Here is a 24,098-nt window from a genome sequence, read left to right as displayed (position 1 = left end):
CGCTGGTCACGGCGGGGTTTTCCCGCTCACCGGAGGTGTTCATGAACCCACCTCCGTTCCTGTCACGAAATCCGTCACGGAATCGTCCGCGCGCAGCGCAGCGGCCAACCGGGACGACAGCCCCCGCGAGCAGCCGGTGACCTGCCGCACCCACGCTGGGGTCACGACCACCTCCGGCGTGCGAGCACCACGCGCCATGGCCAGGTAATCGGTGAAGGACGTCCGCCGAGTCGGCGGCGCAGGCTCGTCGGAGTCACTCGCAGGCTTGGACGCCGTGTTCATGAACCCAGCCGTGTTCATGAACGCCGCCGTGACCGCCTGGCCCAACTTCTCCCGCAGATCGGTGACCGCCTCAGCCGCGACGAACACGACCAGCGGCGGCACCGAGTGCAGCACCACCAACGCGGGTGATCCGGCCGTGAACGCCTGCCAGGTGTTCATGACGTAGGTGGCCGCGAGCGTGAACCACTTCGCCGCCCGCACCCATCCACCGGTTCGCACCCGGTAGCGGGCGGTGACCTGCTCGGCCCGCAAAATCGCCAACAACACCAGCGACACCATGGGGTCCAACAGCCACGCCGACCACCAGGACAGCGACCACAGAGGGGCACCGTTCGCGGCGAACTGCTGAACGTTGGTCATCGTGAACGCCAGCCCGAGCAGGATGCCGGTCCAGCACAGCCGGTCCACCTGGGTGGCGACGTGGTCGACCGGTTCGGCCCCGACGGGCCGGGTGGACGGCCGCAGCTGCCCACTCGTCTCGTTTCTGGTCATCGGCGCTCACCACCCCGGCGACGCGGCACGTCGTGCGTGGTGATGGTCAACGCGCGAGTCAGGGTGTGGGACGCGAACAGCGCCGGAACCCCGAGGACACCCAGCGTCAGCCACACGCCCGGCTCATGGGTGAGCACCAGCCATTGCACGGCGACGATGAGTGCGGCGGTGAACAGCACCCGCCCGGCCAGCGACATCAGCCGTGCACCGGTCCGCGCGGCCTCGGCGGCAGCCTTCGCCCGCCGCGCACCCGCACGCCAGACGAAACCCAGGGCCAGGAGGACTCCAAGACCCGCCATGATCTCGACGGGCGTCAGACTGAGCGTCATTGGGAACCTCCCTCGGCACGCTCGCCCCGCTGACGCCAGTGCCAGTGCAGCGCCCGCCGGTCGTCGTCCGTCAAACCGCCCCACACGCCCACCGTGTGTTCGCCTGCGGTTCGTAGCTCCAGCTCTAGGCATTCGTCCTGGGCTGGGCAGCCGGCGCACAGCCGTGCGGCCAACTGTCGATCGGTCACGTAGTCGTCGTTCCCGGTCGGCTCGTCCTCGGTGGTCGGGAACATGCAGGTACCGGCGTCACGCACGATGTTGCTGAGCACGTCATCGGGCACCCAGCGCAGCCGGTCAAGCTGCCAGGCGACCACGACCAGCCACTGATCGAAGGTGGTCAGGAGACACCCCCGGAGGGCTCGCTGAGCAGCCGTGCCACGGCCGTCGCCGGAACGACGAGCCGGCCACGCCGCCGGACGGTCCGCAGGCTGCCGAGCCGGACGGCCCTGGATGCGGTCGACGGGTCGATGCCGAGAAGCCACGCGGCCTGTCGGACGGAGTAGTAGGTCTGCTTGGGCATGGAAGTGCGCATGAGAAATGTCCTTCGAGAGAGAAAGTCTGATGGTTTCAACAGTATGTTGTTGAAATCAGCGCATATTGAGGCGCGTTTCGCTAACCGCCGCATGACAACGGCCGTGTCCCGCGGTCGAGCGATGAGAAGCCGCTAATCTCGGCGCTGAGGCGGAGCGCGGAGGAATAGGTGTCGGAGGATTGGGCGGCGGTCAGCAAGGCCATCAACGAGCGCGTGAATGAGCTCGGATGGCGTCAACGCGAACTCGCGGAGAGGTCGCACGTCTCGCAGGCGATCGTCCGCGAGGTGCAGCACCACACCGTCGAACGGCGCCGCAGCACGCGGACGTTGGAGTCGCTGTCGACGACGCTCGGTTGGCACCCGAAGCACCTGGAAGCCGTGCTGCGCGGGCAAAGGCCGCCCGAGGTCGACGAGCCCGTGACAGACGCTGGCGACACCCTGTGGTCCCGGCTGGATGCGCTCGAACAGCGCCTGGCAGAGATCACCGAGCGCCTCGACGGCATCGAGTCCAGCATCTCGACGGTGATCGATCATGTCCGCCCGGATCGGTAGGACCGGGCCGCTGGTTTCGGTGTTTCGCATGCCAGTAATTCCACCGGAAATTCGCGGCGGAAATCATGTGTAAACGGTGCGGAACCAGTGCGGAAGCCATGCGAAAGACAATTCTGGGGGCATCGGGCCGATGGATTCGGTGAGCTGGACAGGCGAGACCGCGTGTGCGCTTCAGGCCGCGTTGCAGATGAGCAATGATGCGTTTGCCGCGTATCTCCGCATCGGTGTCCGAACGGTCGCTGGCTGGCATGAGAAGCCCAACACCAAGCCGCAGTCAGCCATGCAGCAGCTTCTCGATACCGCTCTGGAGAACGCGACATCGGCAGTCAAATCGCGGTTCGCGCAGCTCACGGCTGGGCCGTCCACTCCGCCGAGCGACGCAGAACAGCGACTTGCGGCCGATCCGAACATCGTCGCTGGACTCGACTGGCTCGACCATCACGCAGGATGGGAGCCGGGTACGGCTCGCGGCCGCGTGGCGGCTCGTCTCGGCCTTGTCGACGTTCAGGCGCTCCGTGACAGGGGGAGCCGTCGAGCGAGGGTGGATCAACGGCGAATCGCCGAAGCACTTGCCGACTACTACGGCGCTCGAACCGCCCCATACGGCACGTACAGCGCCACCTATGACGGCTCGGCCGCGACCACAAGCATTCTCACCCAACCCGATTGGCTCGATCTGGAATGCCCGCTCATCGCGACGGCTGACCGGCTTTCGGTCATTCGGGCAGCCGAAGACGCCCGTATGCCACTGAGCGAGGAGGCCACTGCCCGAGCAGTACAGCGGCTGGCTGAGACGTTGGCGACGGGCACCCGAATCGTCGATATGCCGCTGTACCGACTGCTCGGCATCGATGTGCACAAGGGCCGAATCGGCGGGCAAGCTGGGGTGTCGCGCTTCGTTGGCTACGCCCTGACCATGGACTTGCTTGAAAACGAGTTGGTTGACGCTCTCGCCGCTGATTCCCCGATACTCGGTTCTCTGCCGCTGCGCGACCAGTACTTGCCAGATCTCGCGGCCGTGCTCAACGTCTCCGGTCGGCTTTGTGCCGGTGGCACGCTCGCTCTGTGCGCAATCGCTCGCCCGGCGAGCCCGTTTCGTGGCGACGCTGACTATGTGCTCTTGGTGCAGGAGCGCTCTGGCTATGTCCTCAACGCTGCTCGGCGACTGGCAGTCATCCCGAAGGGCTTCCACCAACCTCTCACCGATATCCGAGCAGACGCACAGATCGGCGCGACGCTCCGACGTGAGATGGAAGAGGAGTTCTTCGGGCGGGACGACATCGACAACACGGTATCGGACCAGCGCCGCGCTGATCCGATGCACCCGAGCCGACTCTCTGAGCCGATGCGGTGGCTAATGGAGCGGCCAGGCCGTCTGCGCATGGAGTGCAGCGGCTTCGGCCTGAACCTCGTGAGTGGAAATTTCGAGTTTCCGGGCCTGATCGTCATCGAAGACGAGGAATTCTGGACGCGCTACGGCGGAGTTATCGAAGCGAACTGGGAATCGTCGAACCTGCGCCAATACTCCAGCCTCGACCCCCTTCTGTTGGCCGAGCTGATCAGTGATGTAGCCTGGAGCAACGAAGGACTCTTTGCGCTGCTGCAAGGACTTCGACGGCTGGCGCAGATTGGCGGGTCGCGGGTGGACCTGCCAGCGATCGAGTGGAAGGTTGAGTAATGGGCACCAACTGGCACCACGGAAATGCCGCCGACGACGGCCAAGAGAACCGCGGTTGGATCCTGGGCCACTTCATCGACCCGTCAAAAGGTGTCCGTTCGACAAAGGATGTCGAAGTCAAGTGGGGTGTCCACCCGGCCGGCGACAAGCGTCCTGAGTGGACCTCTGATGACCAGCGCACCACACTTCTCCTGTTGGTCGAAGGCTGTTTTCGGCTCGACCTCACCGAGGGCAGCGCCATCCTGGAAAGGCAGGGCGACTACGTCACGTGGGGGCCGGGGATTGACCACTCATGGGAAGCCATTTCGGACTCGGTTGTCATCACCGTCCGTTGGCCGTCGCTGCCATAGTCGGCAGGTTCACGCGCTCGTCGGCGAGCTCCGCGAGACGTCGAAGTCCTTGGCACAAGGCGAAAACGCCCTCATTGCTCCAAGCCTCGTCTGAGATCAGCTCGGTCAGCAGTTCGCGGTCGAGGCTGGAGTACAGGCGTAGCCCACTCGACTCCCAGTTGGCTTCGATGTCGCCGCCGTAGCGTGTCCAGAACTCCTCATCGTCAACGACAACGATGCTGGCGAACTCGAAATTGCCGCTCACAAGATTCAGTCCGAATCCAGTGCTCTCCATGCGCAGCTGATCGGCGTTGCCCATGAGCCAACGCATTGGATTCGACAATCGTTGTGGATGCATCGGCGCTGCCGCCCGCCGTTCACCACAGGTGTTGTCCACCTCGTCGCGCCCGAACAGCTCCTCTTCCATTTCGCGTCGCAGTGTGCCGCCGATCTGGGTATCTGAACGGATATCTGTATCCGGTTGATGAAAACCCTTCGGGATGACCGCGAGGCGCCGGGCAGCATTGACAACATGGCCCGACCGCTCCTGCACTAGAAGCGCATAGTCTCGCGCGCCACGATATGGATCGAATGGGCGGGCGATCGCACACAGGGCAAGGGTGCCGCCGACGCAGGGCCGAGCGGAGATGTTGAGAACAGACGCTAGGTTGGGCAGGTATCGGTCACGTAGTGGCAATGAACCTCGCCGCAGAGGGAGGTCTGCGGCAATAGCGTCGACCAACTCGTTTTCCAGTAGATCCATTGTCAGGGCATAGTTTACGAAGCGTGTGACGCCAACCGAGCCAGCTATAGAATCCCTGTCAATCTTGATATCGAGCAATCGGTACAGTGGCATGTCCACGAGCCGGATTTTCGTTGCCATCGTCTCGGCCAACTGTTGAACAGCGGCCTCCACGCCCTCGTTATCCAGCTCGATGTCAGGGTGTGTTGCCAGGCTGGTGAGTGTCAGTCGGTCGTTGCGCGCGTTTAGTGCACAATTGAGGTTTAGCCAGTCGGGCGATGTGAGGACGCTCGTCACAATTTTTTGTCCGGCGCCTTCCACTTGGTACAGTCCATAGTCTGGCTCACTGGCCGCGTAGTAAGCCGATAGGGCTCTTGCTACTTGGCTTCGGTTTACTTTCCTGCGCCGCGTGTTTCGGTCTCGCAGTTCGCCAGTGCTCACCTCGGCGAGTCTCGCTGATACCTTCGTTTGGGCCGTTCCCGGTGGCCAACTCGCGCGCTCGTCTAGCCAGTCGAACGCGGCGGAGAAATCGGGGCTCGCGTGCAGGGGTTGAGCTGACACGTGCTGACGGTTCAGGTCGGAATCTTGCGGTGATTCGTTCGTTGGGCGGAGTAGCTCGTCAATGCTGAGACCGAGGATGCTTTCGAGTAGCCTCGCGGTTGCCGGCTTCACTGGCCCAAGCGGCTGACCTTTCGGGCCACGACCAGACGCCAGCCGCTGTAGGTGTCGGAGGCCGATGCTGCCGGGCTCCTTGTGCTCGCGCGCGTAGGTCTCCGCGTACTCGGCGAACTCTTCGAGCGTCTGCCGTCGTTCCCAAACCTTCTGCTCCAGCACTGTCCGAAACACGCGCATCGCTCGCCCTCCCGCCCTCGCTACGGGTGTCGTTCCATGTCGCCCACATGTCGCCTGTAGATCGTTCCGCTGACGACGCGCTGATGACATGGTGATTTCAGTTTGCCATGGCCGTCTTATGGCGGTCACCCGAGCCGTCCGGCGGTGGGGGCTCCGCGCCCACCTCGCCCACCGCCGGACACCCGATGGCGGCCGGCGCGCTGAGTGACCCCGGCCTCAGCGCGCCGACCGCAACCAACCGACAGGGGTACGTCGTGGCTAGCACGCTCGTGTGGGTCGTCGGCCTTCACGCCGCCGTGGCAGCGCTGGTCATGTCCGCGCTCGTCGCCGTCGTGCTGCTCGGTGGTGTCCGACTCGCGCTTGCCATCGTCATCCGGCGTGTGTTCGGCCCGGTCTACCGATGGTTGGCAAGTGGGAGCCACGATGATCGTTGAACTGTGCAGCTGGGCAATCGTGGCAGGATTCGCCTTGCTGTCTCTAGGAATGCTCACGTTGGCTTACATGAGCACCTATCATCTGTGCCCTGGCGACGTCCTGTTGTTGACACGACGGGCACGCGCCCGTATGCGCCGTCACCTTCGGACCATCCGTGCTGCGCCGCACCGGGCGCGACAGCAGGTCGGTCCGACTCACCAGATCACGCTTGCACCCTTGCGCAGCACGGTTCCGAACCCGGCTGTATGCGCGGCGGTGAAGTCAGGGCCGGTGGTGCCGTCGCCCCGCACAGCGGCGGCCCCGGTTCGCGTCCCGATTCGCCGCGCTGAGTTGCGACACCCCGAATGAGGAGCACGCCATGGGCATGGCTGAGGGCCACGACCCGACCCAGTGGAGCCACAACGCGGACTGGCGACCATCCGAAGTGGACACAGAACGCGCCAGCGCCGCCCGCATGTACGACTACTACCTCGGCGGCTCCTACAACTTCGAGGTCGACCGAACCACGGCCGAGGCAGTCTTGAGCGTGCTGCCCGAAGCCCGCACGTTCGCCCGGCACAACCGCAGCTTCCTCCGCCGCGCCGTCCACTACGGCATCGGGCACGGGGTGCGGCAGTTCCTCGACCTCGGCTCCGGCCTGCCCACCGCCGGCAACGTCCACGAGATCGCCCACCGCGCCGTGCCGGACGCCCGCGTGGTCTACGTCGACAACGAACCCGTCGCCGTCGCCCACAGCCTCGACCTGCTCCGCGACAACCCCTACGCCACCTGCATCCAGGAAGACATCACCCGCCCGAACAGCGTGCTGCATCATCCGGAGACCACGCGGCTACTCGACTTCTCCCAGCCGATCATGGTGCTGATGTGCGCGGTGCTGCACTTCATCCCCGACGAACGCCGCCCCGCCGACGTCGTGCGCGCCTACTCCGACGCGATGGCGTCGGGCAGCTACCTCGCGCTCTCCCACGCCACCGCCACCGACTACCCCGACCAGCTCGCCGACGTGATCGCCATCTACCGGCAGACCCAGAACACCGCACACCTGCGCACGCGTTCGGAGATCACGACCATGCTGGCCCCGTTCGAACACCTGGTGTTCCCCGGCGTCGTCTACACCCCGCAGTGGCGACCCGAGCACTGGGCCGACGTCGGCGACCCCGCCGAGTCGCTGGCCTTCGCCGCCCTCGCCTACCTGCCCTGACCCCTTGCTTGCCCGGAGTACTCACGTTATGGCCACCCGACTCCCCTTGACTCGCCGGGTCGGCGACCTCCGCCGGACCTACACCGGAGAGACCGACAGCACCCTGCGCGCCACCGTCACCGCAGGCATGACCGCACTCACCCCACCAGACCGCGCCACCATCCTCACGACGCTCAACAGCGGCTACGAGACCCGCCTCCTCGGCGAGAACCCAGGTCCACCAGTGGAAGAGCACATCCGCCGCACCGTGCTGGCCGACACCACCGACCCCGCCCAACAGCAGCTGGAAGCCGGCATCCTGCTCGCGCTGGGCCAGATCGGCCCCTACCAGTGGCCGGCAACCGCCGTGGTCGCGCCCATGCCGGTGTGCTTCATGGTCCGCCCTGTCCTCGACGACACCCACCACACCGCACACACGGTCCTGCACCTACGCCCCGCCACCGCCACGCCGATGATCACCACCCTGCTTCCCCGCATCGTCGACGACCACGTGCACGGCCTTCCCGGGCTACGCGTACGCCTGTGCCGCCGGCACGTGGAGCTGTACCTCATCGACAGCGGCGAGGACGTGTCGGTCTCGCTGGCCAGCACGAGCTATCGCCAGTGGGCCGCCATGCTCGCATTCGCCCGCACACTGACCGGCCGCCACTGGCAGCCGGCCTTCCAGGACCCACTGACGACACCGGAACAGACCGCGATCGCGGCGGGCCGCGTTCCCGGCCCCGTCCCTGTGGCCAGCGCGCTGCTGCGCAGGCTCAGGGTCCTCGGCGACACGGTGTGGCTGACCATCCGCGTGGACGGACCCACCGGCCTACGCGTGCAGTGGGCTGGCGGGCGGACCGCAGCCCAGGTCGCCGCCGCCTTGGTGCACCCGCTGACTGGCGTTCCTGGCGAGCGGTTCACCGCGACCCGCGACACCGACGACAGCGTCACCGTCACCGTCTGGGAGACCACCCCCGAGCCCACAGCCACCGTGAACCTGCGTCAGGCATCCTTGACCGCGCCGCCACCGTTCACGCGGATTGACGCAACAGACGCGTGGGAGGCGTTCGACCACGCGCTGGCGCTGCCCCACCCGGTCTCACCCAGACCGGCGGCGTTCACGCGTTGAAGACGGCGCTCGCGGTATGGCCACGAGCAACCCGCAGACAACCCTGTGTCAGCGCGGCGAAAGACGATGCGCCGACACAGCGCGGGTACGAGAATCCCAACCAGGGAAGGAAACACGCTATGTCCACTGTGGTGTCCGACCGTCCGGCGTTGCAGCACCGGTCGATGCTGGACGACGTGCTGTGGCAACGGTTGGTCTCGCGGGTCCGCATGGGCGACAAGCACTCGGCGGAGGATGACAAGCGAGGCGGGCCGAGCACGCCGATCGACCCGAAGGATTTCGAGAAGAAGAAGTAGGGTTGACCCAAATATGACCGCCAGTAGTGACACTGCGCTCACCTTGGCGGCGAGTCTGCACGCGGCCGGCTTGTTGCCGGCCGCGTGCGTCTCGGCGTTTGAGCAGGTGCGGCGCGAGCAGTTCATTCCCGACAAGATGTGGGTCCAACCCGACGATGACGGCCCGTACGTGCCGGTGGACCGGGTGAACGAACCGGGCCGCTGGCTCGGCTACGTGTACTCGGACCGGGTCATCGTGACGCAGTTCGACGACGGGCACACCGTGTGGCCCGATGTCGGGCCCGCCCGACCTGTTCGGCGTCGATGCCGTCCGCCGTCGCCGGAATGCTGGCCGCGCTGGACATCAGACAGGGGCACTCGGTTCTGGAGATCGGCACGGGCACGGGATTCAACGCCGCGTTGCTCGCAACAATGGTGGGACGGTCCGGCGCGGTGACGAGTCTGGAGATCGATGCACGGCTCGCGACCCTCGCATGCCGGAACCTCGATCAGGCGGGGTCGTTTGTTGACGTCCGTACTCACGACGCGGCAGCCAAGGCCGTAACCGGCGCATTTGATCGGGTCATCGCGACCGCGAGCGTGCACCTGGGACACCTGCCCTATTCGTGGGTGCACAGCACGCGGCCCGGGGGCGTGCTGCTCGCGCCGATGCGGGGCGATCTCGCGTCCGGTCCGCTGGTGCGGTTCACGGTCGATGATCACGGGATCGCGCGGGGACGGGCCGTGCCGCTGCGGGTGGGGTTCATGGAACTGCGCAGCCACCGTGTGCGGTCCCTGCCCCGGGCGGAGTTGGCATGGGATGCCGCCAGGCAGGAGTCGACGACATCGGTCAGCCCGTTCCCGATGCTGCTGGGGGAGGCGTCGCGGTGGGCGGTCGCGGTCGCGGTCCCGTCGTGCCGGTACGACGTGGAGCCCCGCACAGCGGAGCGGGATCACGGGGTGGCGTGGCTGACCGACCCGGTCTCGGAGTCGTGGGGATCGCGCCGACGACGCACAGCACGTATGGGGTGCGGCAGTTCGGGCCGCGCCGGTTGTGGGACGAGGCAGAGGCCGCCTACCGCTGGTGGGAGAGCGTCAACAAGCCGGGGATTGAGGACTGGGAGTGGGTGGTGGCCCCGGACCGGCAGAGCGTCTCTGTGCCCTGACAATTGATCACGACCGACGCAGCGTCATACAGGCGCGTCGGCTGCTGTGCCCGCCCGGGGTGTGGACCGGACGTGGTTCACACCCCGTCGTTGTGTGCGTGTCGTCGCGCGCCACCAACCGTCGTGCACTCACCGCACTACACGGCACGACGGGTTTTCATTGCGTTAGAATGGTGGTTCTTCGTTCGGGATGTACCGTTGTGATTCGCGGCGCCAGGCTTCGTATAGGTGCTTCGCATCCTCGAAAGCCTCATCGAAATTATCCTGATCAACCCAAGGCTTGGATTGTAGGTGTTCAGTCCAATTTTGTTCATCCAAACGTGCGTTCGGGATGAAGTATCCCTGAACGTTGCGAATGCTGATGAGTCCACTTGTAGTGATAGCCCACTGTGGTGGGCAGATCTGGATGATCGGAATTGCCGGTGCCTGCGCATCGCCGTCTTCGGCGATGGACTGGCGGTAAGCAAGTTGCAGGATCGATTCTAGATCGGAGAAAGCTTGATCGGGAGTGAATCTGGAATCGCCAGGGTAAAGCCCAATTGCCTGAACGGTTTCGGTCATCTTGAGCAAGAAGTCGAGCGCGCTCGCGTCATCGTCCCATTCGACGAACGAGAGCTGCTTGGTATCAGATCGTTCAAGGCTAAAACCCATAGGGCTCCAGCGATCCCGTTCCTCCGGGTCGGGCGCAAACCTTATGAACGCGCTTGTGTGAGATAGTCGTACGCGGCAACCGTTCTGCGGGATCAAGCCAAGTTCGACAGCGCGATCTAGTGCGCTGAACACCGAGCCTTTTGTGGGACTGGTTGCAACGCGGCGGAAGAGTGTGCGATCACTCTCGCGCGTCGCTGCGATGCGGGCGGCGAGGGCTTCGGACAAAGACTGGCCTATCGACTCCAGGTGGCCGTCTTGCTTTGGTGCAGCGTTGCTGTCATCGGCAGGAGTGTTGTTATCCGTTTGCGGAGTACGTTCCTGTCGGCGCCGTTGGTCGGACCGCGACCGGCTCATCTCAAGCCAGCGTTCGCGCCACTTCGCCTTGTCGCGGAGGTCCGGTGGCAGCGGCAGGCCGACTCGCTCCGCGTGCACACGGCATGCCTGCACGAGGGTGTTTAGCTGGTCGAGGTCCGGCTTGCTCCGCCCGGTCAGCTTCTCACTGATCGTGGCACGTGGGATGCGATCGCCCAGTTCGACCGTGAGCTTCTCGAGCTGCGTCAGCGAAGGATTGCCGGCCAGCAGCTTGAGCTCGCGCAGCTGCTCAGCCAATGCAGCCACTGCCGGAAGAGGCTCACTCATGCCGACCTTCCCTGGTGCGGGGGTGTCTGGGTTCGTCTGGACTCGTCTGGGGTTGCACGAAGCATACGGCACCCAGCTGGCCGGCAACTGGGCATCGTCGGGGTTGTACGAGAAGTTCGACGATGGCCGTCGCTTCGTGTCTCCTTGGAAGCAGTTGTCGAACTCCCCAAGTCGGTACATGCCGGCTTGGGGGTACCTCAGGAGAACGAGACCATGCCATTGCTGTCCCCGAGAACCACGATTTGTGCCGTGATTGGAGCCGCCGCGGCAGCTGATGCTCGCGTGGTCGTTCTCGCGCTTGCCGCAGTAGCCTTTATCATTCTTGGCGTGGTCATCCCTGGCGTATGGTCACGGAAACGCGATCGCCGGCTAGCGGCCCAGAAAGTGTTCCGCTTGATTCTGGAAGTAATCCGGCCACCGAAGTGAGCGACTGTGGCTATGCCTGACAGCTGGTACGAGCGTGCGTCTGAGAAGGCGGTTTGCGAGTTTCTTGTAGTTCGTCGTCGTATGATGGAGTGATGTTCTGACTGGTGGTGAGGCTGCCCGGTTCTCGGCTGCGCAGGGCTGGTAATGAGCGAACGCAAGGCGTCACCCAAAAACGGACGTAACCTCCGAACCGCCCTCTCAGCCGTCCGACATGTGCTTTGCCACTCGCTGGTATACGGCCACAAGGTTGGCCAGTGCCGTAGCGCGGTTGGGCCAGGGGCCGCCGGACACGAGCGTGAGCCGATCTGTTCGAGCCTCCCAGCGACTGGACCGCCGTCCAGTGGCCGAATACGTCGGCTCTAGGAACCCCACCAACACAGGGGCGTCAGCTGCGCCAGCAACGACCCGCCAACCCGGACGTAGGGGGTCGGTGGAACGCTCCTGCCGGACGGTGTCCAAATCAAGGAGCGCGGGCACGGCTGATCGCACGTGCGGACGGCGTGGCGGCCGCACCCGCTTCGTGACAGATTTCGTGACAGCCGGCGCGGTCATGGACGGTTCGGTCTGATCGCTCGGCAACGTGACAGATTTCGTGACAGGGCGGTCGGCGCTGGGATCGGCGGGCGAGCCCGCGCCGGAGAGTCCAAGCCGCTCGGCGAGCTCGGCGGCAGCCCGCACGAGTTGGTGGCCAGCCTCGCCGGGACTCTCCCCGGCGAGAACTGCACGGCGCACCTCACTGATGGTGGATTCGACGACCGCTACGGCGTCCAGTACCTCACTGTTAATCACGGCCAGTCGGGCGCGACGGGCGCGCTGCCGGCATGTCGGTCCGTGGTAGCGGGCCGGACGTCCCCGACTGGCGCCCGCGCTCAACGCCTCTCCGCAGCCCAGGCATTGCGTGCCCATCACCCACCACCTCACCGTGACTCATTTCGTGACATCTGCTGGTCAGACTACATGTCGACCCCTTGAGTGTCACGAAAAGCATCACGAAACGCGACGCGCGCCCGTCACGGTGGCCCCGTCTGGGCGTGCTCCGCGACCTCGGCAGTGGGCGGGGTGCAGGTGTGTGCACTTGCGCTGACCACAACTGCTTCGCCCGCAACACCCACACCTATCTCGACCTCGACTCCGGGCACGACTTCGACAGCCAGGTCGTGGTCAAGGTCAATGCCGCGGAAGCGTTGCGCGCCAGGCTCTCCTCCCCGCGCTGGACCCGTGAGCACGTCGCCATGGGCACCAACACCGACCCGTACCAGCGGGCCGAGGGGCGCTACCGGCTGATGCCCGGCATCATCCAGGCGCTGGCCGACACCGGCACCCCGTTCTCCATCCTCACCAAGGGCACCACGATGTCCCGCGACATCCCACTGCTGGCCGCGGCGGCCAAGCGGGTGCCGGTCGGGCTGGGCGTGTCGATCGCGTTGCTGGACAAGGAGATCCACCACACCCTGGAGCCCGGCACGCCCAGCCCGCAGGCCCGGCTGGAGCTGGTCCGCCGGCTCGCCGATGCCGGCCTGCCGTGCGGCGTGTTCATCGCCCCCGTGCTGCCCGGCCTCACCGATTCGGCGCAGCAGCTGGACGATCTGCTCGGCGCGATCGCCGAGGCGGGCGCCACCGGCGTGACCGTGCTGGCGCTGCACCTGCGTCCGGGGGCGCGAGAATGGTTTGCGGGGTGGCTGAAACGGGAACACCCGTCATTGGTCCCTGGCTACCGCGAGCTCTACGGCAACGGGAGCTACGCGGACCGCCGCTACCGGCGCCGGCTCGCGGGCCTGGTGGAACCGTTGGTGCGCAAGCACGGCCTCGCGCCCAAGGTCGCCAGGGACGCCGCCGCCACCGGCGTTCCCGGCGCCGAGGAGGACGCGACCTGGCCCGCCGGGGCGCTGCCGGTCGACGCGGTGGCCCCTGCCCACCGCGTCGACCAGGAGCAGCTGACTCTGTTGTAGCAACGACTACGGCTTGCGCCCGATGCCGCCGACGATGCAGTACTGCACCGGGTCCATCGGCTTGATCTGCGGGCCGTCCGGCCACCAGCGCGCGCACTCCACCACGCCCGGCTCGATCATCTCCAGGCCGGGGAACAGGCCCTCGATCTCGGTGCGGGTGCGGAACACGCCGCTGCCCATCGGGCTGTGCACGAACATGTCCTCCATGCGGCGGGCCAGTTCGCTGTACTCCTCCGTCTGCGGGTCGTAGAAGTGGCTGACGCCCACGTACGAACCCGACGGCAGCGCGTCGATGTAGGTCTTCATGATGTCCTGCGGCGGCCGCTGGCCGTCGTAGTGGTGCAGCGTGCCCATGTGGAACAGCGCGAGCGGCTCGTTGAAGTCGATGTGCTTGCGCACGACCTCGTCCTGCAGCAGCGTCTCCGGCTCGAAGATGTCGGCCGCGCTGAAGTGGGTCTGGTCGTTCTCCTCCAGCAGCGCGCGGCCGTGCGCGATCACCACCGGGTCGTTGTCCACGTAGACGACCTTGGAGTCCGGGTTGAGCCGCTGCGCCACCTGGTGGGTGTTCTCCGCCGTGGGCAGGCCGGAGCCGCAGTCCAGGTACTGCGTGATGTTGGTCTGGCTGGCGATGAAGCGCGTCGCGCGGATCAGGAAGTTCCGGTTGTCGACGGCGAGCAGCGCCGCCTCGGGAGCAACCGACTTGACCCGCCGGAACACCTCCCGGTCGATCTCGTAGTTGTCCTTCCCGTTCAAGAACGCGTCGTAGACCCGGGCAATGCTGGCCTTGGTCGTGTCGATGTGCACTGGGGCTTTGGGAACGGGCATCTCCGCCTCGCAGACCGTCATGGTGGTTCCGACAACCGAGCGAGTAAGCCTATTGGTGCGTCGCCACTGCGGTAAACGGCGGTGCGCTGTCGGGCGCGGCCCGCACCGGTGTACGTTGAGTAGTCGGGTTCGCCGGCAAAAGGCCCTGATGGAAGCACCTGGGGAGGGGCCGACGCGCAGGGCCGACCCGGGTGCTGAGGGCGTACGGGAGGAGCCGGAATGGGCGCGATTGACCCCACCAATTCATCCGAAAGTGGTAACGGCCGCTCGGTTGATCACGGTGCTGGGCCGACCGCGCGGCGGATCGTGCTCGGATCGCAGCTTCGCCGGCTGCGGGAGGCCGCGGAGATCACCCGGGCCGACGCCGGTTACGCCATCCGGGGCTCCGAGTCCAAGATCAGCCGGTTGGAGCTCGGCCGGGTCAGCTTCAAGGAACGCGACGTGGCCGACCTGCTGTCGCTGTACGGGGTGGACGATCCCGGCGAGCGCGAGGTCTTCCTCGAGATGGTCAAGCGGTCCAACGAGCCCGGCTGGTGGCACCGCTTCACCGACCTGATGCCCGACTGGTTCCAGGACTACGTCGGCCTGGAGGAGTCCGCGTCCCGGATCCAGACCTACGAGGCGCAGTTCGTGCCGGGCCTGCTGCAGACCGAGGACTACGCGCGGGCCATCGCCACGCGAGGCCGGCCCGAGGCGGCGAGCGACGTGGTCGAGCGGCGGGTGCGGCTGCGCATGAAGCGGCAGGAGCTGCTGACCAGGCCGAACGCGCCGCGGCTGTGGGCGGTGCTGGACGAGTCGGTGCTGCACCGGCCGATCGGCGGCAAGGAGGTGATGCGGGCGCAGCTGAAGCGGCTGATCGAGTACACCAAGCGTCCCAACATCACCATTCAGGTGGTTCCGTTCGATCTGAGCGGGTACGCGGCCGAGGGTTCGTTCACAATGCTGCGCTTCGCCGAGCCGGAGCTGCCGAACCTGGTGTACATCGAGCACCTGACCGGGGCGCTGTACCTGGACAAGCGGCAGGAGATCGAGCAGTACAGCCGGGTCGTGGACCGGCTGATGGTCGACGCGGAAACCCCTGAGCGCAGCCGGCGTTCGCTGGCCGAGGTGATGGACGCCCTTTAGGCCCTGGCCGGAAGATCACCCCACCGGCCCAACTTGCGCGGCGTTCAGATGCACGTGCATGTGGTCGTGCTAATGTGACGCAGCGCTCAGATGCACGTGCAGCTGCAAGCCCGAATGCAAGTCCGGAGGGTGGGGAGCATGGCCGACGTCCACGCTGCGCCCTGGGGGCGGTTGCCCGGCGCACCGGCGCGCTCAGCTCCCGCTACCCGGCCGGCCCGTTGCGTCCGCACCCGAGCCGAGATCGCGGCCGGCGCGAAGAATGGCGAATGCGATGACTTCCTCGACTGAGGCACCACGTTCCACCGACCTGGGACTGGCCGAGCTGGTCACCCGCGGTTTCCGGTTCATGCACCCCCGCAACCCGGAGGGGCATGTCGTCGCGGTGATCGGTGTTCGGGCCCACCACAACGTGATCGACGTCGTGTGGCTCCGCGGCGAGGACGACGTCGTCGCCACCCGGATGCCCGGTGACGAGACCAACTTCCTCAACCCGACCCGCATCATCTGGCGCGCCGCCGGGACGGCGGGGGAGGTGCTGGCCGAGCTGCTCGGCCTGCCCGACGACCGCACCCCCGGCACCCTGCTGCTCCGCCACGCCGTCGCTTCCTGACCCGGCCGCTGGCGGCTGCCACGCCGCTGCTTCGGTGGGGCGGTTCGATCTCAGGCACCCGGCCGCTGGCGCTGCCACGCCATTGCTCCGGCGGGGCGGTTCAATCTCAAGCACCCCGCTGCTGGCGCTGTCACACCATTGCTTCGGTGGGGGGCTCTCTCACCGCGCGACCGCTTCTGGCGGGTGGCCCTTTCGCCGCGCGACCGCTTTCCGCGCCGGTTCGTTCTTTCGTCGCACCGCCACTCCCCGAACCGGCTCTCGTTCATCTCCCTCACTCTTTCGGGTGTTTTAGCTCCACGCTTTCCCTCTGACGGCGGAGGAAAGCCTTTTCCGTCGCGTTGTCCGTGAGTTCGGCGGCGCGGCGATAGGCGTCGGCGGCCTCCTCCGTGCGACCGAGCCGCCGCAGCAGATCCGCCCGCACGACGTGAAACACGTGGTACGAGGGCAAATCCAGCTCGTCCACGATCTTCAGGGCGGCCGACGGCCCCGACACCTCGGTGACCGCGACGGCCCGGTGCAGTGCCACCACCGGCGTGGGCGTGAAGTGCAGCAACTGGTCGTAGAGCTGCACGATCTGTCCCCAGTCGGTCGGCGGATCGCTGTGCACGGCGTTGATCGCGGCCTGGATCTGGTACGGACCGGGCCGCCGCCAGCCCAGGCACCGCCGCACGATCGCCTGCCCCTCGGCGACCAGCGCCGCGTCCCAGCGCGACCGGTCCTGGTCGGCCAGCAGCACGAGGTCGCCGGACGCCGTCGTACGGGCATCGCGGCGGGAATGCACCAGCAACATCAGCGCCAGCAGCCCCCACACCTCCGGCTCGTCCGGCATCAACTCCGCCAGCACCCGCCCGAGCCGGATCGCCTCCGCGCACAGGTCGTCCCGCACCAGCGCGTCGCCGGAGCTCGCGGTGTGCCCCTCGGTGAAGATCAGGTACAGCACGGCGAGCACCGCCCGGAGCCGGTCCGGCAGGTCGGCGTCGCGCGGCACCCGGTAGGGGATGCCGGCGTCGCGGATCTTCGCCTTGGCCCGGACGATCCGCTGCGCCATCGTCTTCTCCGGCACCAGGAACGCCCGCGCGATCTCCGGTGTGGCCAGCCCGCCGAGCAGCCGCAGCGTCAGCGCCACCCTCGCCGCCGGCGCCAGCGCCGGGTGACAGCACGTGAAGATCAGCCGGAGCCGGTCGTCGCGCACGGGTCCCTCCTCCACCGGCTCGTCCTCGGCGCGCAGCAGCGCCGCCTGCGCGTGCTTGTCCTGGCGGGCCGACTCCCGCCGCAGCCGGTCGACCGCCGCGTTCCGGGCCGTCGTGATGATCCAGCCCGCCGGGCTGGGCGGCGTTCCCGTCTCCGGCCACTTCCGCACCGCCGTCGCGAACGCTTCCTGCACCGCCTCCTCCGCGATGTCGATGTCGCCGAACACGCGGACCAGGACGGCGACGGCGCGCCCGTACTCGGCCGCGAAGACCCGCTCGATGCTCACCGGAACGGTCGGACCTCGATCGGCAGCGTCGTCGCGGCGGCCAGCTTGCGGCCCCACTCCAGCGCCGCGTCCAGGTCGGGCGCCCGGACGATGGTGAAGCCGCCGAGGTGCTCCTTGCCCTCCACGTAGGGGCCGTCGGTCATGCCGACCTCGCCGTCCTTCACCTTGACGACCGTCGCCGTCTCCGGCGGGAACAGCCCGCCGTCGAACACCCACGCGCCGGCCGCCTTCATCTCCGCGTTGAGCGCGCCGAGGGCCTCGACGATCGGCCCCAGCACGTCGGGGGCGGGGGTCGGGCCGTCCGGCTGGTACACGCTGAGCAGGTAGTTCTTCATGGTGAGCGCCTCCTCGGTTCGGATTCTCGCCCTCTGTACGAACGGCTGCCGCGCGGATCGACAGTGGACACGAAAAACCTCCGCCCCGCCCTCCCCTGCCACATGCGCTCCGCATGTGACGCCAGATGACAAGTGAGGAGCGCATGTGACTTCCCGGGCGAGATGGAGGCGCAACTAACAATCAGTCTTGACTGTTTGTTAGTTGGGCGGAACACTCGCTCCCATGGCACCGGAGCTGACGCGGCAGCGGCAGGCCGACCGCAGCCGTGAGACCAGGCGCAAGCTGATGGAGGCGACGGTCGACTGCCTGGTGGAGCACGGCTGGTCGGGCACCACGACGACGCAGGTGGCGGAGCGGGCGGGCGTGTCCAGGGGAGCGCAGCTGCACCACTTCCGCACGCGAAACGAGCTGGTGACCGCGGCGGTGGAGTACGTCGGCCACGAGAGCGCGGAGCAGCTGCTCAGGGAGTCGGGGCGGGTGACGGCGGCGGCCGACCGCACCCGGGCGGTGGTGGAGCTGGTGGTGGACTTCTTCGCCAGCCCGATGTTCACGGCGGCGCTGGAACTGTGGGTGGCGGCCCGCACGGACCCGGAGCTGAAGCCGGTGGTGATCGACCTGGAGGCGCGCCTCGGTCGGCAGTGCCACAAGCTGACGCTGGAGCTGCTCGGCGCGGACGAGGGCAAGCCGGGGGTGCGCGAGACGGTGCAGGCGACGCTGGACCTGGCCCGCGGGCTCGCGCTGGCCAACCAGCTGACCGACGACTCGCGCCGCCGGGCCCGCATCGTCCGGCAGTGGGCAACGATGCTCGACGCCGTGTTGAAGGAGCAGTCATGACGGACATCTCCGCCCTGGTGGCGGATCTGGTCGCGGAGAGCGCGGACGCCGATTCGCTGGTGGCGGACCTGCCGGCGGAGCGCTGGGCGGCGTCGACGCCGGCGCCGGGCTGGACGATCGCGCACCAGGTGGCGCACCTGGCCTGGACGGACCGCCAGGCGACGCTCGCGGCGACCGACGAGGAGGCCTTCGCCGACACGGTCGAGCAGGCGCAGGCGAATCCCACCGGCTTTGTCGACCTGGCGGCCGAGGCGTGGTCGCAGCAGGACCCGGCCGAGCTGCTCGTGGAGTGGCGACGGGGGAGAAACGAGCTGGCGCAAGCGCTTGTGAACGTCCCCAGTGGACAGAAGCTGCCGTGGTTCGGGCCGCCGATGGCGGCGGCGTCGATGGCCACCGCGCGGATCATGGAGACCTGGGCGCACGGCCAGGACATCGCCGACACGCTCGGCGTCCGCCGCGAGCCGACGGCCCGGCTGCGACACGTGGCCCACATCGGCGTGCGGGCCATGGGTTTCGCCTTCCAGATCAACGGCCTGCCCGTGCCGGCCGAGCCGATCCGGTTCGAGCTGTCCGGACCCGACGGCGACACCTGGACCTGGAACGACGAGGGCGCGGCGAACCGGATCACCGGGCCGGCCCTGGACTTCTGCTTCCTGGTCACGCAACGCCGGCACCTCGACGATCTCGACCTCACCGTTGTCGGACCGGTGGCCGAGCAGTTCGTCCGTGTGGCGCAAGCGTTTGCCGGTCTGCCGGGCGGCGGCCGGAAGCCGGGGGAGTTTCAGTGACCGAGCTTGCGATGGCACCAATAAGCACAGTGGCCTTGGTCGCAGACTCGCCGAGCGCTAGCGAGGTGGGGCTGTGACCTATCGAATCGGCAACGCGTCCGGTTTCTACGGCGACCGCTTCGACGCCGTCCGCGAGATGCTCGAGGGCGGCCCGCTCGACGTGCTCACCGGCGACTACCTGGCCGAGTTGACCATGCTCATCCTGGGCCGGGACCTGATGAAGGACCCGACCAAGGGCTACGCCAAAACGTTCCTGCGCCAGCTGGAAGGCTCGCTCGGCACGGCCGTCGACCGCGGTGTGAAGATCGTCACCAACGCGGGTGGCCTGAACCCGGCCGGCCTGGCGGCCGCGATCGGCGAGCTGGCCGACCGGCTCGGCGTCGCGGTCTCGGTGGCACACGTCGAAGGTGACGACGTGCGCGACCGGTTCGACGGATTCCTCACCGCCAACGCCTATCTGGGCTGCTGGGGCATTGTCGAGGCGCTGAACGCCGGCGCGGACATCGTCGTCACCGGCCGCGTGACGGACGCGTCGCTGGTCGTCGGGCCGGCGGCCGCGCACTACGGCTGGGCCCGAGACGACTGGAACGCGCTCGCCGGGGCCACGGTCGCCGGGCACGTCATCGAGTGCGGGGCGCAGGCCACCGGCGGCAACTTCGCCTTCTTCACCGAGATCCCGGACCTGCTGCACGCCGGCTTCCCGATCGCCGAGATCGAGGCCGACGGCTCATCGGTGATCACCAAACACGACGGCACCGGCGGCGCGGTGACCACGGAAACCGTGACGGCCCAGCTGCTCTACGAGATCGGCGGCCCGAACTACCTCGGCCCGGACGTGGTCAGCCGGTTCGACACGATCCGGCTCGCGCCGGCCGGCCCGGACCGGGTGAGCATCAGCGGGGTCGAGGGAACACCGCCGCCGCCGGAGGCCAAGGTGTGCCTGAACCGGCTCGGCGGCTTCCGCAACTCGACGACGTTCGTCCTGTGTGGACTGGACGTGGCGGCCAAGGCGGACCTGGTCAAGCGCCAGCTGACCGAGCGCATCGGCTCCGACGGCGTCACCTGGAGCCTCGGCACGGTCGCGCACGACGACCCGCCGACCGAGGAATCCGCCAGTGCGCTGCTCCACGTGACAATCAAGGATGCTGACGGTAAGCGATCCGGACGAGTGTTCTCGCAGGCCGCCGTCGAGCTGGCGCTGGCCTCCTACCCGGGCTTCCACGTCACCGCGCCGCCCTCGGACGCCACCCCGTTCGGCGTCTACTCGGCGGCTTTCCTGCCACAGCAAGCGATTGCGCACACGGTCGTGTTGCCGGACGGACGGCGTGTCGAGGTGACACCACCCGCGCAGACTGCGGCGACAGAACCGCCCGCCAGTGTCGAGCCCGATGGCGAACCCGTTGCCACGTCGAGGTTCCGCATCGGCGAACGGTTCGGCGCGCGCTCCGGCGACAAGGGCGGCGACGCCAACCTCGGCGTGTGGGCCCGCACCGACGAGGACTACGCCTGGCTCGAATCCACCCTGAGTTCCGCGCTGCTCAAGCAGTTGCTGCCGGAGCTGGCGGAGCTGCAGGTGGAACGGTATCCGCTGGCCAACCTGCGGGCGGTCAACTTCGTGGTCCGCGGCCTGCTCGGTGAGGGTGTCGCGGCCAGCACCCGGTTCGACCCCCAGGCAAAGGCGCTGGGGGAGTGGCTCCGATCGGTCGAGGTGAGCGTGTGAGTCCCTGGGAGACTCCGGAACGGCGGCAGCTGCGCGGCACCGTGCGCGCGTTTGTCGAGCGCGAGGTCCGCCCGAACTTGGACCAGTGGGAGCGCGACGGCGAGCTGCCGAGGTCGTTGCACCGCAAGGCGGCCGAGGTCGGACTGCTCGGCGTCGGTTTCGACGAGAAGGTCGGCGGCAGCGGCGGCGACCTGCTCGACACGGTTGTCGTCACCGAGGAGCTGATCCAGGCCGGCGGCTCGTCCGGCCTGATCGCCGGCCTGCTCACGCACGGCATCGCGATCCCGCACATCGTCGCGGCCGGCGACCCCGACCAGGTCGAGCGCTTCGTCCGGCCGGCGCTGGCCGGCGAGAAGATCGGCTCGCTCGCCGTCACCGAGCCGGACGGCGGCTCGGACGTGGCGTCGCTGCGCACCCGCGCCGTCCGCGACGGCGACCACTACATCGTCAACGGCAGCAAGATGTTCATCACCTCCGGCACCCGCGCCGACTTCGTCACCACGGCGGTGCGCACCGGCGAGCCCGGTTACCAGGGCGTGAGCCTGCTCGTGGTGGAGCGCGGCACGCCCGGCTTCACCGCCAGCCGCAGGCTGGAGAAGATGGGCTGGCACTGCTCCGACACCGCCGAACTGTCCTTTTCGGACGCCTGTGTGCCGGTCGCCAACCTCGTCGGGCCGGAGAACGGCGGCTTCCCGCAGCTGATGCAGCAGTTCCAGGTGGAGCGGCTGTCGCTTGCCGTGCAGGCGTACGCGACCGCGCAGCGCTGCCTCGACCTGGCCGTGGACTACGTCCGCAACCGCGTCACCTTCGACCGGCCGCTGATCAGCCGGCAGGTGGTGCGGCACAAGCTGGTCGAGATGGCGCAGCGCACCGCGCTGGCCCGCACCTACACCCGCGAGGTCGCGGTCAAGGTGGCGGCCGGCGAGGAGGTGATCGCCGAGGTGTCGATGGCAAAGAACGCCAGCACCGACGCGTGCGACTTCGTGGTGAACGAAGCCGTCCAGCTGCACGGCGGCGCCGGCTACCTGCGGGAGTCCGAAGTGGAACGACACTACCGGGACGCGCGGATCCTCAGCATCGGCGGCGGCACCCGCGAGGTGCTGGCCGAGCTCGCCGCGCGCAGGATGGGATTCGCCTGATGACAGCACTGAAGTCCACCGTGGACCCGACGAGCGTCGAGCACAAGGAGAACCGCGAGGCGCTGCTGGGCAAGCTCGCCGAGCTGGAGGCCGAGCACGCCAAGGCGTTGGCCGGCGGCGGCCCGAAGTACGTTGAACGGCACCGCAAGCGTGGCAAGCTGCTGGCCCGCGAACGCGTCGAGCTGGTGGTGGACCAGGACGCGCCGTTCCTGGAGTTCTCCGCGCTGGCCGCCTGGGGCAGCGACTACCAGGTCGGGGCCAGCGTGGTCACCGGCATCGGCGTGGTCGAGGGCGTCGAGTGCCTGATCGTGGCCAACGACCCGACCGTGCGCGGCGGCGCGAGCAACCCGTGGACACTGCGCAAGACCCTGCGGGCCAACGACATCGCGCTGGCCAACCGGCTGCCGGTGATCAGCCTGGTCGAGTCCGGCGGCGCGGACCTGCCCAGCCAGGCCGAGATCTTCATCCCCGGCGGCCAGATGTTCCGGGACCTCACGCGGCTGTCGGCGGCCGGCATCCCGACCGTCACGGCGGTGTTCGGCAACGCCACCGCCGGCGGCGCGTACGTGCCGGGCATGTCCGACTACGTGATCATGGTCAAGGAGCGCTCGAAGGTGTTCCTCGGCGGCCCGCCGCTGGTCAAGATGGCCACCGGCGAGGAGGCCGAGGACGAGGCCCTGGGCGGCGCCGACATGCACGGCCGTGTCTCCGGGCTCGCGGACTACGTCGCCGCCGACGAGGTGGACGCGATTCGCACCATCCGGCGCGTGGTGGCCCGGCTGAACTGGCGCAAGCTCGGGCCGGCGCCCCGGTCCCAGGTCCTCGAACCCCGTTACGACGCCGAGGAACTGCTCGGCCTGGTGCCGACGGACCTGCGAATTCCCTTCGACCCCAGGGAAGTCATCGCCCGTATCGTCGACGACTCCGACTTCGACGAGTTCAAGCCGCGCTACGGCGACAGCCTGGTCACCGGCTGGGCCTGCCTGCACGGCTACCCGATCGGCATCCTCGCCAACGCCCGCGGGGTGTTGTTCAGCGAGGAGGCGCAGAAGGCGACGCAGTTCATCCAGCTGGCCAACCGCGCCGACACCCCCTTGCTGTTCCTGCAGAACACCACCGGCTACATGGTCGGCGCCTCCTACGAGCAGGCCGGCATCATCAAGCACGGGTCGATGATGATCAACGCCGTGTCCAACTCGAAGGTGCCGCACCTGACCGTCGTGATGGGCGCCTCCTACGGCGCGGGCAACTACGGCATGTGCGGGCGGGCCTATGCGCCGAGGTTCCTGTTCACCTGGCCGAACGCCAAGTCGGCGGTGATGGGGCCGGCGCAGTTGGCCGGCGTGCTGTCCATCGTGGCGCGGCAGGCAGCCGCCGCGAAGGGCCAGCCGTACAACGACGAGCACGACGCCGCGATGCGGCAGATGGTCGAGGGCCAGATCGAGTCGCAGTCGCTGGCCGCGTTCCTGTCCGGCCGGCTCTACGACGACGGCGTGATCGACCCGCGGGACACCCGAACCGTGCTGGGCCTGTGCCTTTCCGCGGTGCACAGCAACGACGTCAAGGGCGCCGAGGGCTTCGGCGTCTTCCGGATGTGAGGGCC

25 protein-coding genes and 1 pseudogene are annotated in these 24,098 nt (G+C 67.7%); 17 read left to right on the top strand and 9 right to left on the bottom strand.

What is annotated here, in order from left to right; all coding sequences use genetic code 11:
• Positions 1-39: 39 nt before the first annotated feature.
• Genes BJ998_RS04350 through BJ998_RS04335 form a run of 4 tightly spaced genes read right to left on the bottom strand, consistent with a single transcriptional unit; the run spans position 40 to position 1,635 of the window.
• Positions 40-774, bottom strand: a complete 735-nt coding sequence (locus tag BJ998_RS04350) for a hypothetical protein (protein WP_246488515.1) — start codon at positions 772-774, stop codon at positions 40-42.
• Positions 771-1,103 (bottom strand): hypothetical protein, encoded by a 333-nt coding sequence (locus BJ998_RS04345; RefSeq protein ID WP_184858684.1) that lies wholly within the window; start codon positions 1,101-1,103, stop codon positions 771-773. Before BJ998_RS04345 ends, BJ998_RS04350 begins: the two co-directional genes overlap by 4 nt.
• On the bottom strand, positions 1,100-1,417 hold the full coding sequence (locus BJ998_RS04340; RefSeq protein WP_312889923.1) for a WhiB family transcriptional regulator: 318 nt from the start codon (positions 1,415-1,417) through the stop codon (positions 1,100-1,102). Before BJ998_RS04340 ends, BJ998_RS04345 begins: the two co-directional genes overlap by 4 nt.
• 23 nt (positions 1,418-1,440) lie before the next feature.
• On the bottom strand, positions 1,441-1,635 hold the full coding sequence (locus BJ998_RS04335; RefSeq protein WP_184858682.1) for a helix-turn-helix domain-containing protein: 195 nt from the start codon (positions 1,633-1,635) through the stop codon (positions 1,441-1,443).
• Between the two features lie 168 nt (positions 1,636-1,803).
• On the opposite strand from BJ998_RS04335, the gene BJ998_RS04330 reads away from it, so the two are divergent.
• The 3 genes from BJ998_RS04330 (at position 1,804) to BJ998_RS04320 (ending at position 4,215) form a co-directional block, all read left to right on the top strand.
• Positions 1,804-2,187: an XRE family transcriptional regulator gene (locus BJ998_RS04330; RefSeq protein ID WP_184858680.1), complete on the top strand. Its 384-nt coding sequence runs from the start codon at positions 1,804-1,806 to the stop codon at positions 2,185-2,187.
• Positions 2,188-2,317: 130 nt separating this feature from the next.
• Positions 2,318-3,865 carry a helix-turn-helix domain-containing protein gene (locus BJ998_RS04325; RefSeq protein WP_184858678.1) on the top strand — a complete coding sequence of 516 codons (1,548 nt, stop codon included), beginning with the start codon at positions 2,318-2,320 and terminating at the stop codon, positions 3,863-3,865.
• Positions 3,865-4,215 carry a signal peptidase I gene (locus BJ998_RS04320; protein ID WP_184858676.1) on the top strand — a complete coding sequence of 117 codons (351 nt, stop codon included), beginning with the start codon at positions 3,865-3,867 and terminating at the stop codon, positions 4,213-4,215. The genes BJ998_RS04325 and BJ998_RS04320 overlap by 1 nt, the downstream gene beginning before the upstream one ends.
• On the opposite strand, the gene BJ998_RS04315 is transcribed toward BJ998_RS04320, so the two are convergent.
• Positions 4,187-5,770, bottom strand: a complete 1,584-nt coding sequence (locus BJ998_RS04315) for a transcriptional regulator (RefSeq protein WP_312889921.1) — start codon at positions 5,768-5,770, stop codon at positions 4,187-4,189. The genes BJ998_RS04320 and BJ998_RS04315 overlap by 29 nt on opposite strands.
• Positions 5,771-5,973: 203 nt before the next feature.
• On the opposite strand from BJ998_RS04315, the gene BJ998_RS04310 reads away from it, so the two are divergent.
• From BJ998_RS04310 to BJ998_RS49005, 6 genes and pseudogenes are all read left to right on the top strand, one after another.
• Complete coding sequence (locus tag BJ998_RS04310; protein ID WP_184858674.1) at positions 5,974-6,222, top strand: hypothetical protein; 249 nt, start codon at positions 5,974-5,976, stop codon at positions 6,220-6,222.
• Positions 6,223-6,581: 359 nt separating this feature from the next.
• Complete coding sequence (locus BJ998_RS04305; RefSeq protein ID WP_246488514.1) at positions 6,582-7,424, top strand: SAM-dependent methyltransferase; 843 nt, start codon at positions 6,582-6,584, stop codon at positions 7,422-7,424.
• Positions 7,425-7,452: 28 nt separating this feature from the next.
• A complete protein-coding gene (locus BJ998_RS04300) occupies positions 7,453-8,535 on the top strand; it encodes a hypothetical protein (RefSeq protein ID WP_184858672.1) in 1,083 nt (360 codons plus the stop codon).
• A 119-nt stretch (positions 8,536-8,654) separates the two neighbouring features.
• The gene (locus BJ998_RS04295; protein WP_184858670.1) at positions 8,655-8,831 is read left to right on the top strand and encodes a hypothetical protein; all 177 of its coding nucleotides are present in this window, start codon (positions 8,655-8,657) and stop codon (positions 8,829-8,831) included.
• A gap of 303 nt (positions 8,832-9,134) precedes the next feature.
• Positions 9,135-9,428, top strand: a pseudogene (locus BJ998_RS49010) (protein-L-isoaspartate O-methyltransferase family protein); the annotation flags it as partial.
• Between the two features lie 347 nt (positions 9,429-9,775).
• Positions 9,776-9,976 carry a hypothetical protein gene (locus BJ998_RS49005; protein ID WP_312890598.1) on the top strand — a complete coding sequence of 67 codons (201 nt, stop codon included), beginning with the start codon at positions 9,776-9,778 and terminating at the stop codon, positions 9,974-9,976.
• 165 nt (positions 9,977-10,141) lie between these two features.
• On the opposite strand, the gene BJ998_RS04285 is transcribed toward BJ998_RS49005, so the two are convergent.
• Positions 10,142-11,266 carry a hypothetical protein gene (locus BJ998_RS04285; protein WP_184858669.1) on the bottom strand — a complete coding sequence of 375 codons (1,125 nt, stop codon included), beginning with the start codon at positions 11,264-11,266 and terminating at the stop codon, positions 10,142-10,144.
• A gap of 1,493 nt (positions 11,267-12,759) precedes the next feature.
• Between BJ998_RS04285 and BJ998_RS04280 the strand changes: the two genes are divergently transcribed.
• Entirely contained in the window at positions 12,760-13,641 is an 882-nt protein-coding gene (locus BJ998_RS04280) for a radical SAM protein (RefSeq protein ID WP_246488512.1), read from the top strand.
• Between the two features lie 6 nt (positions 13,642-13,647).
• On the opposite strand, the gene BJ998_RS04275 is transcribed toward BJ998_RS04280, so the two are convergent.
• The gene (locus tag BJ998_RS04275) at positions 13,648-14,487 is read right to left on the bottom strand and encodes an SAM-dependent methyltransferase (protein ID WP_246488511.1); all 840 of its coding nucleotides are present in this window, start codon (positions 14,485-14,487) and stop codon (positions 13,648-13,650) included.
• Between the two features lie 198 nt (positions 14,488-14,685).
• Between BJ998_RS04275 and BJ998_RS04270 the strand changes: the two genes are divergently transcribed.
• Together BJ998_RS04270 and BJ998_RS04265 are read left to right on the top strand one after the other, a co-directional pair.
• A complete protein-coding gene (locus BJ998_RS04270; RefSeq protein WP_184858667.1) occupies positions 14,686-15,591 on the top strand; it encodes a Sco1979 family transcriptional regulator in 906 nt (301 codons plus the stop codon).
• A gap of 271 nt (positions 15,592-15,862) precedes the next feature.
• The gene (locus BJ998_RS04265; protein ID WP_184858665.1) at positions 15,863-16,201 is read left to right on the top strand and encodes a hypothetical protein; all 339 of its coding nucleotides are present in this window, start codon (positions 15,863-15,865) and stop codon (positions 16,199-16,201) included.
• Positions 16,202-16,472: 271 nt separating this feature from the next.
• Here the strand turns inward: BJ998_RS04265 and BJ998_RS04260 are convergent, their stop codons facing one another.
• Both BJ998_RS04260 and BJ998_RS46465 read right to left on the bottom strand, forming a co-directional pair.
• Entirely contained in the window at positions 16,473-17,678 is a 1,206-nt protein-coding gene (locus BJ998_RS04260; RefSeq protein ID WP_312889919.1) for an RNA polymerase sigma factor, read from the bottom strand.
• Positions 17,675-18,013, bottom strand: a complete 339-nt coding sequence (locus BJ998_RS46465) for a YciI family protein (protein WP_221337869.1) — start codon at positions 18,011-18,013, stop codon at positions 17,675-17,677. Before BJ998_RS46465 ends, BJ998_RS04260 begins: the two co-directional genes overlap by 4 nt.
• Positions 18,014-18,236: 223 nt before the next feature.
• On the opposite strand from BJ998_RS46465, the gene BJ998_RS04255 reads away from it, so the two are divergent.
• The 5 genes from BJ998_RS04255 (at position 18,237) to BJ998_RS04235 (ending at position 24,093) form a co-directional block, all read left to right on the top strand.
• The gene (locus BJ998_RS04255) at positions 18,237-18,848 is read left to right on the top strand and encodes a TetR/AcrR family transcriptional regulator (RefSeq protein ID WP_184858661.1); all 612 of its coding nucleotides are present in this window, start codon (positions 18,237-18,239) and stop codon (positions 18,846-18,848) included.
• Positions 18,845-19,636 (top strand): TIGR03084 family metal-binding protein, encoded by a 792-nt coding sequence (locus BJ998_RS04250; protein ID WP_184858659.1) that lies wholly within the window; start codon positions 18,845-18,847, stop codon positions 19,634-19,636. The genes BJ998_RS04255 and BJ998_RS04250 overlap by 4 nt, the downstream gene beginning before the upstream one ends.
• Positions 19,637-19,709: 73 nt before the next feature.
• Entirely contained in the window at positions 19,710-21,356 is a 1,647-nt protein-coding gene (locus tag BJ998_RS04245; RefSeq protein ID WP_184858657.1) for an acyclic terpene utilization AtuA family protein, read from the top strand.
• Entirely contained in the window at positions 21,353-22,495 is a 1,143-nt protein-coding gene (locus BJ998_RS04240) for an acyl-CoA dehydrogenase family protein (RefSeq protein ID WP_184858655.1), read from the top strand. Before BJ998_RS04245 ends, BJ998_RS04240 begins: the two co-directional genes overlap by 4 nt.
• Positions 22,495-24,093 carry an acyl-CoA carboxylase subunit beta gene (locus BJ998_RS04235; protein WP_184858653.1) on the top strand — a complete coding sequence of 533 codons (1,599 nt, stop codon included), beginning with the start codon at positions 22,495-22,497 and terminating at the stop codon, positions 24,091-24,093. The genes BJ998_RS04240 and BJ998_RS04235 overlap by 1 nt, the downstream gene beginning before the upstream one ends.
• Positions 24,094-24,098: the final 5 nt, after the last annotated feature.

The sequence above is a fragment of the Kutzneria kofuensis genome (assembly GCF_014203355.1).
GTDB lineage: Bacteria > Actinomycetota > Actinomycetes > Mycobacteriales > Pseudonocardiaceae > Kutzneria > Kutzneria kofuensis.
This window is presented reverse-complemented; position numbering and strand designations above follow the sequence as displayed.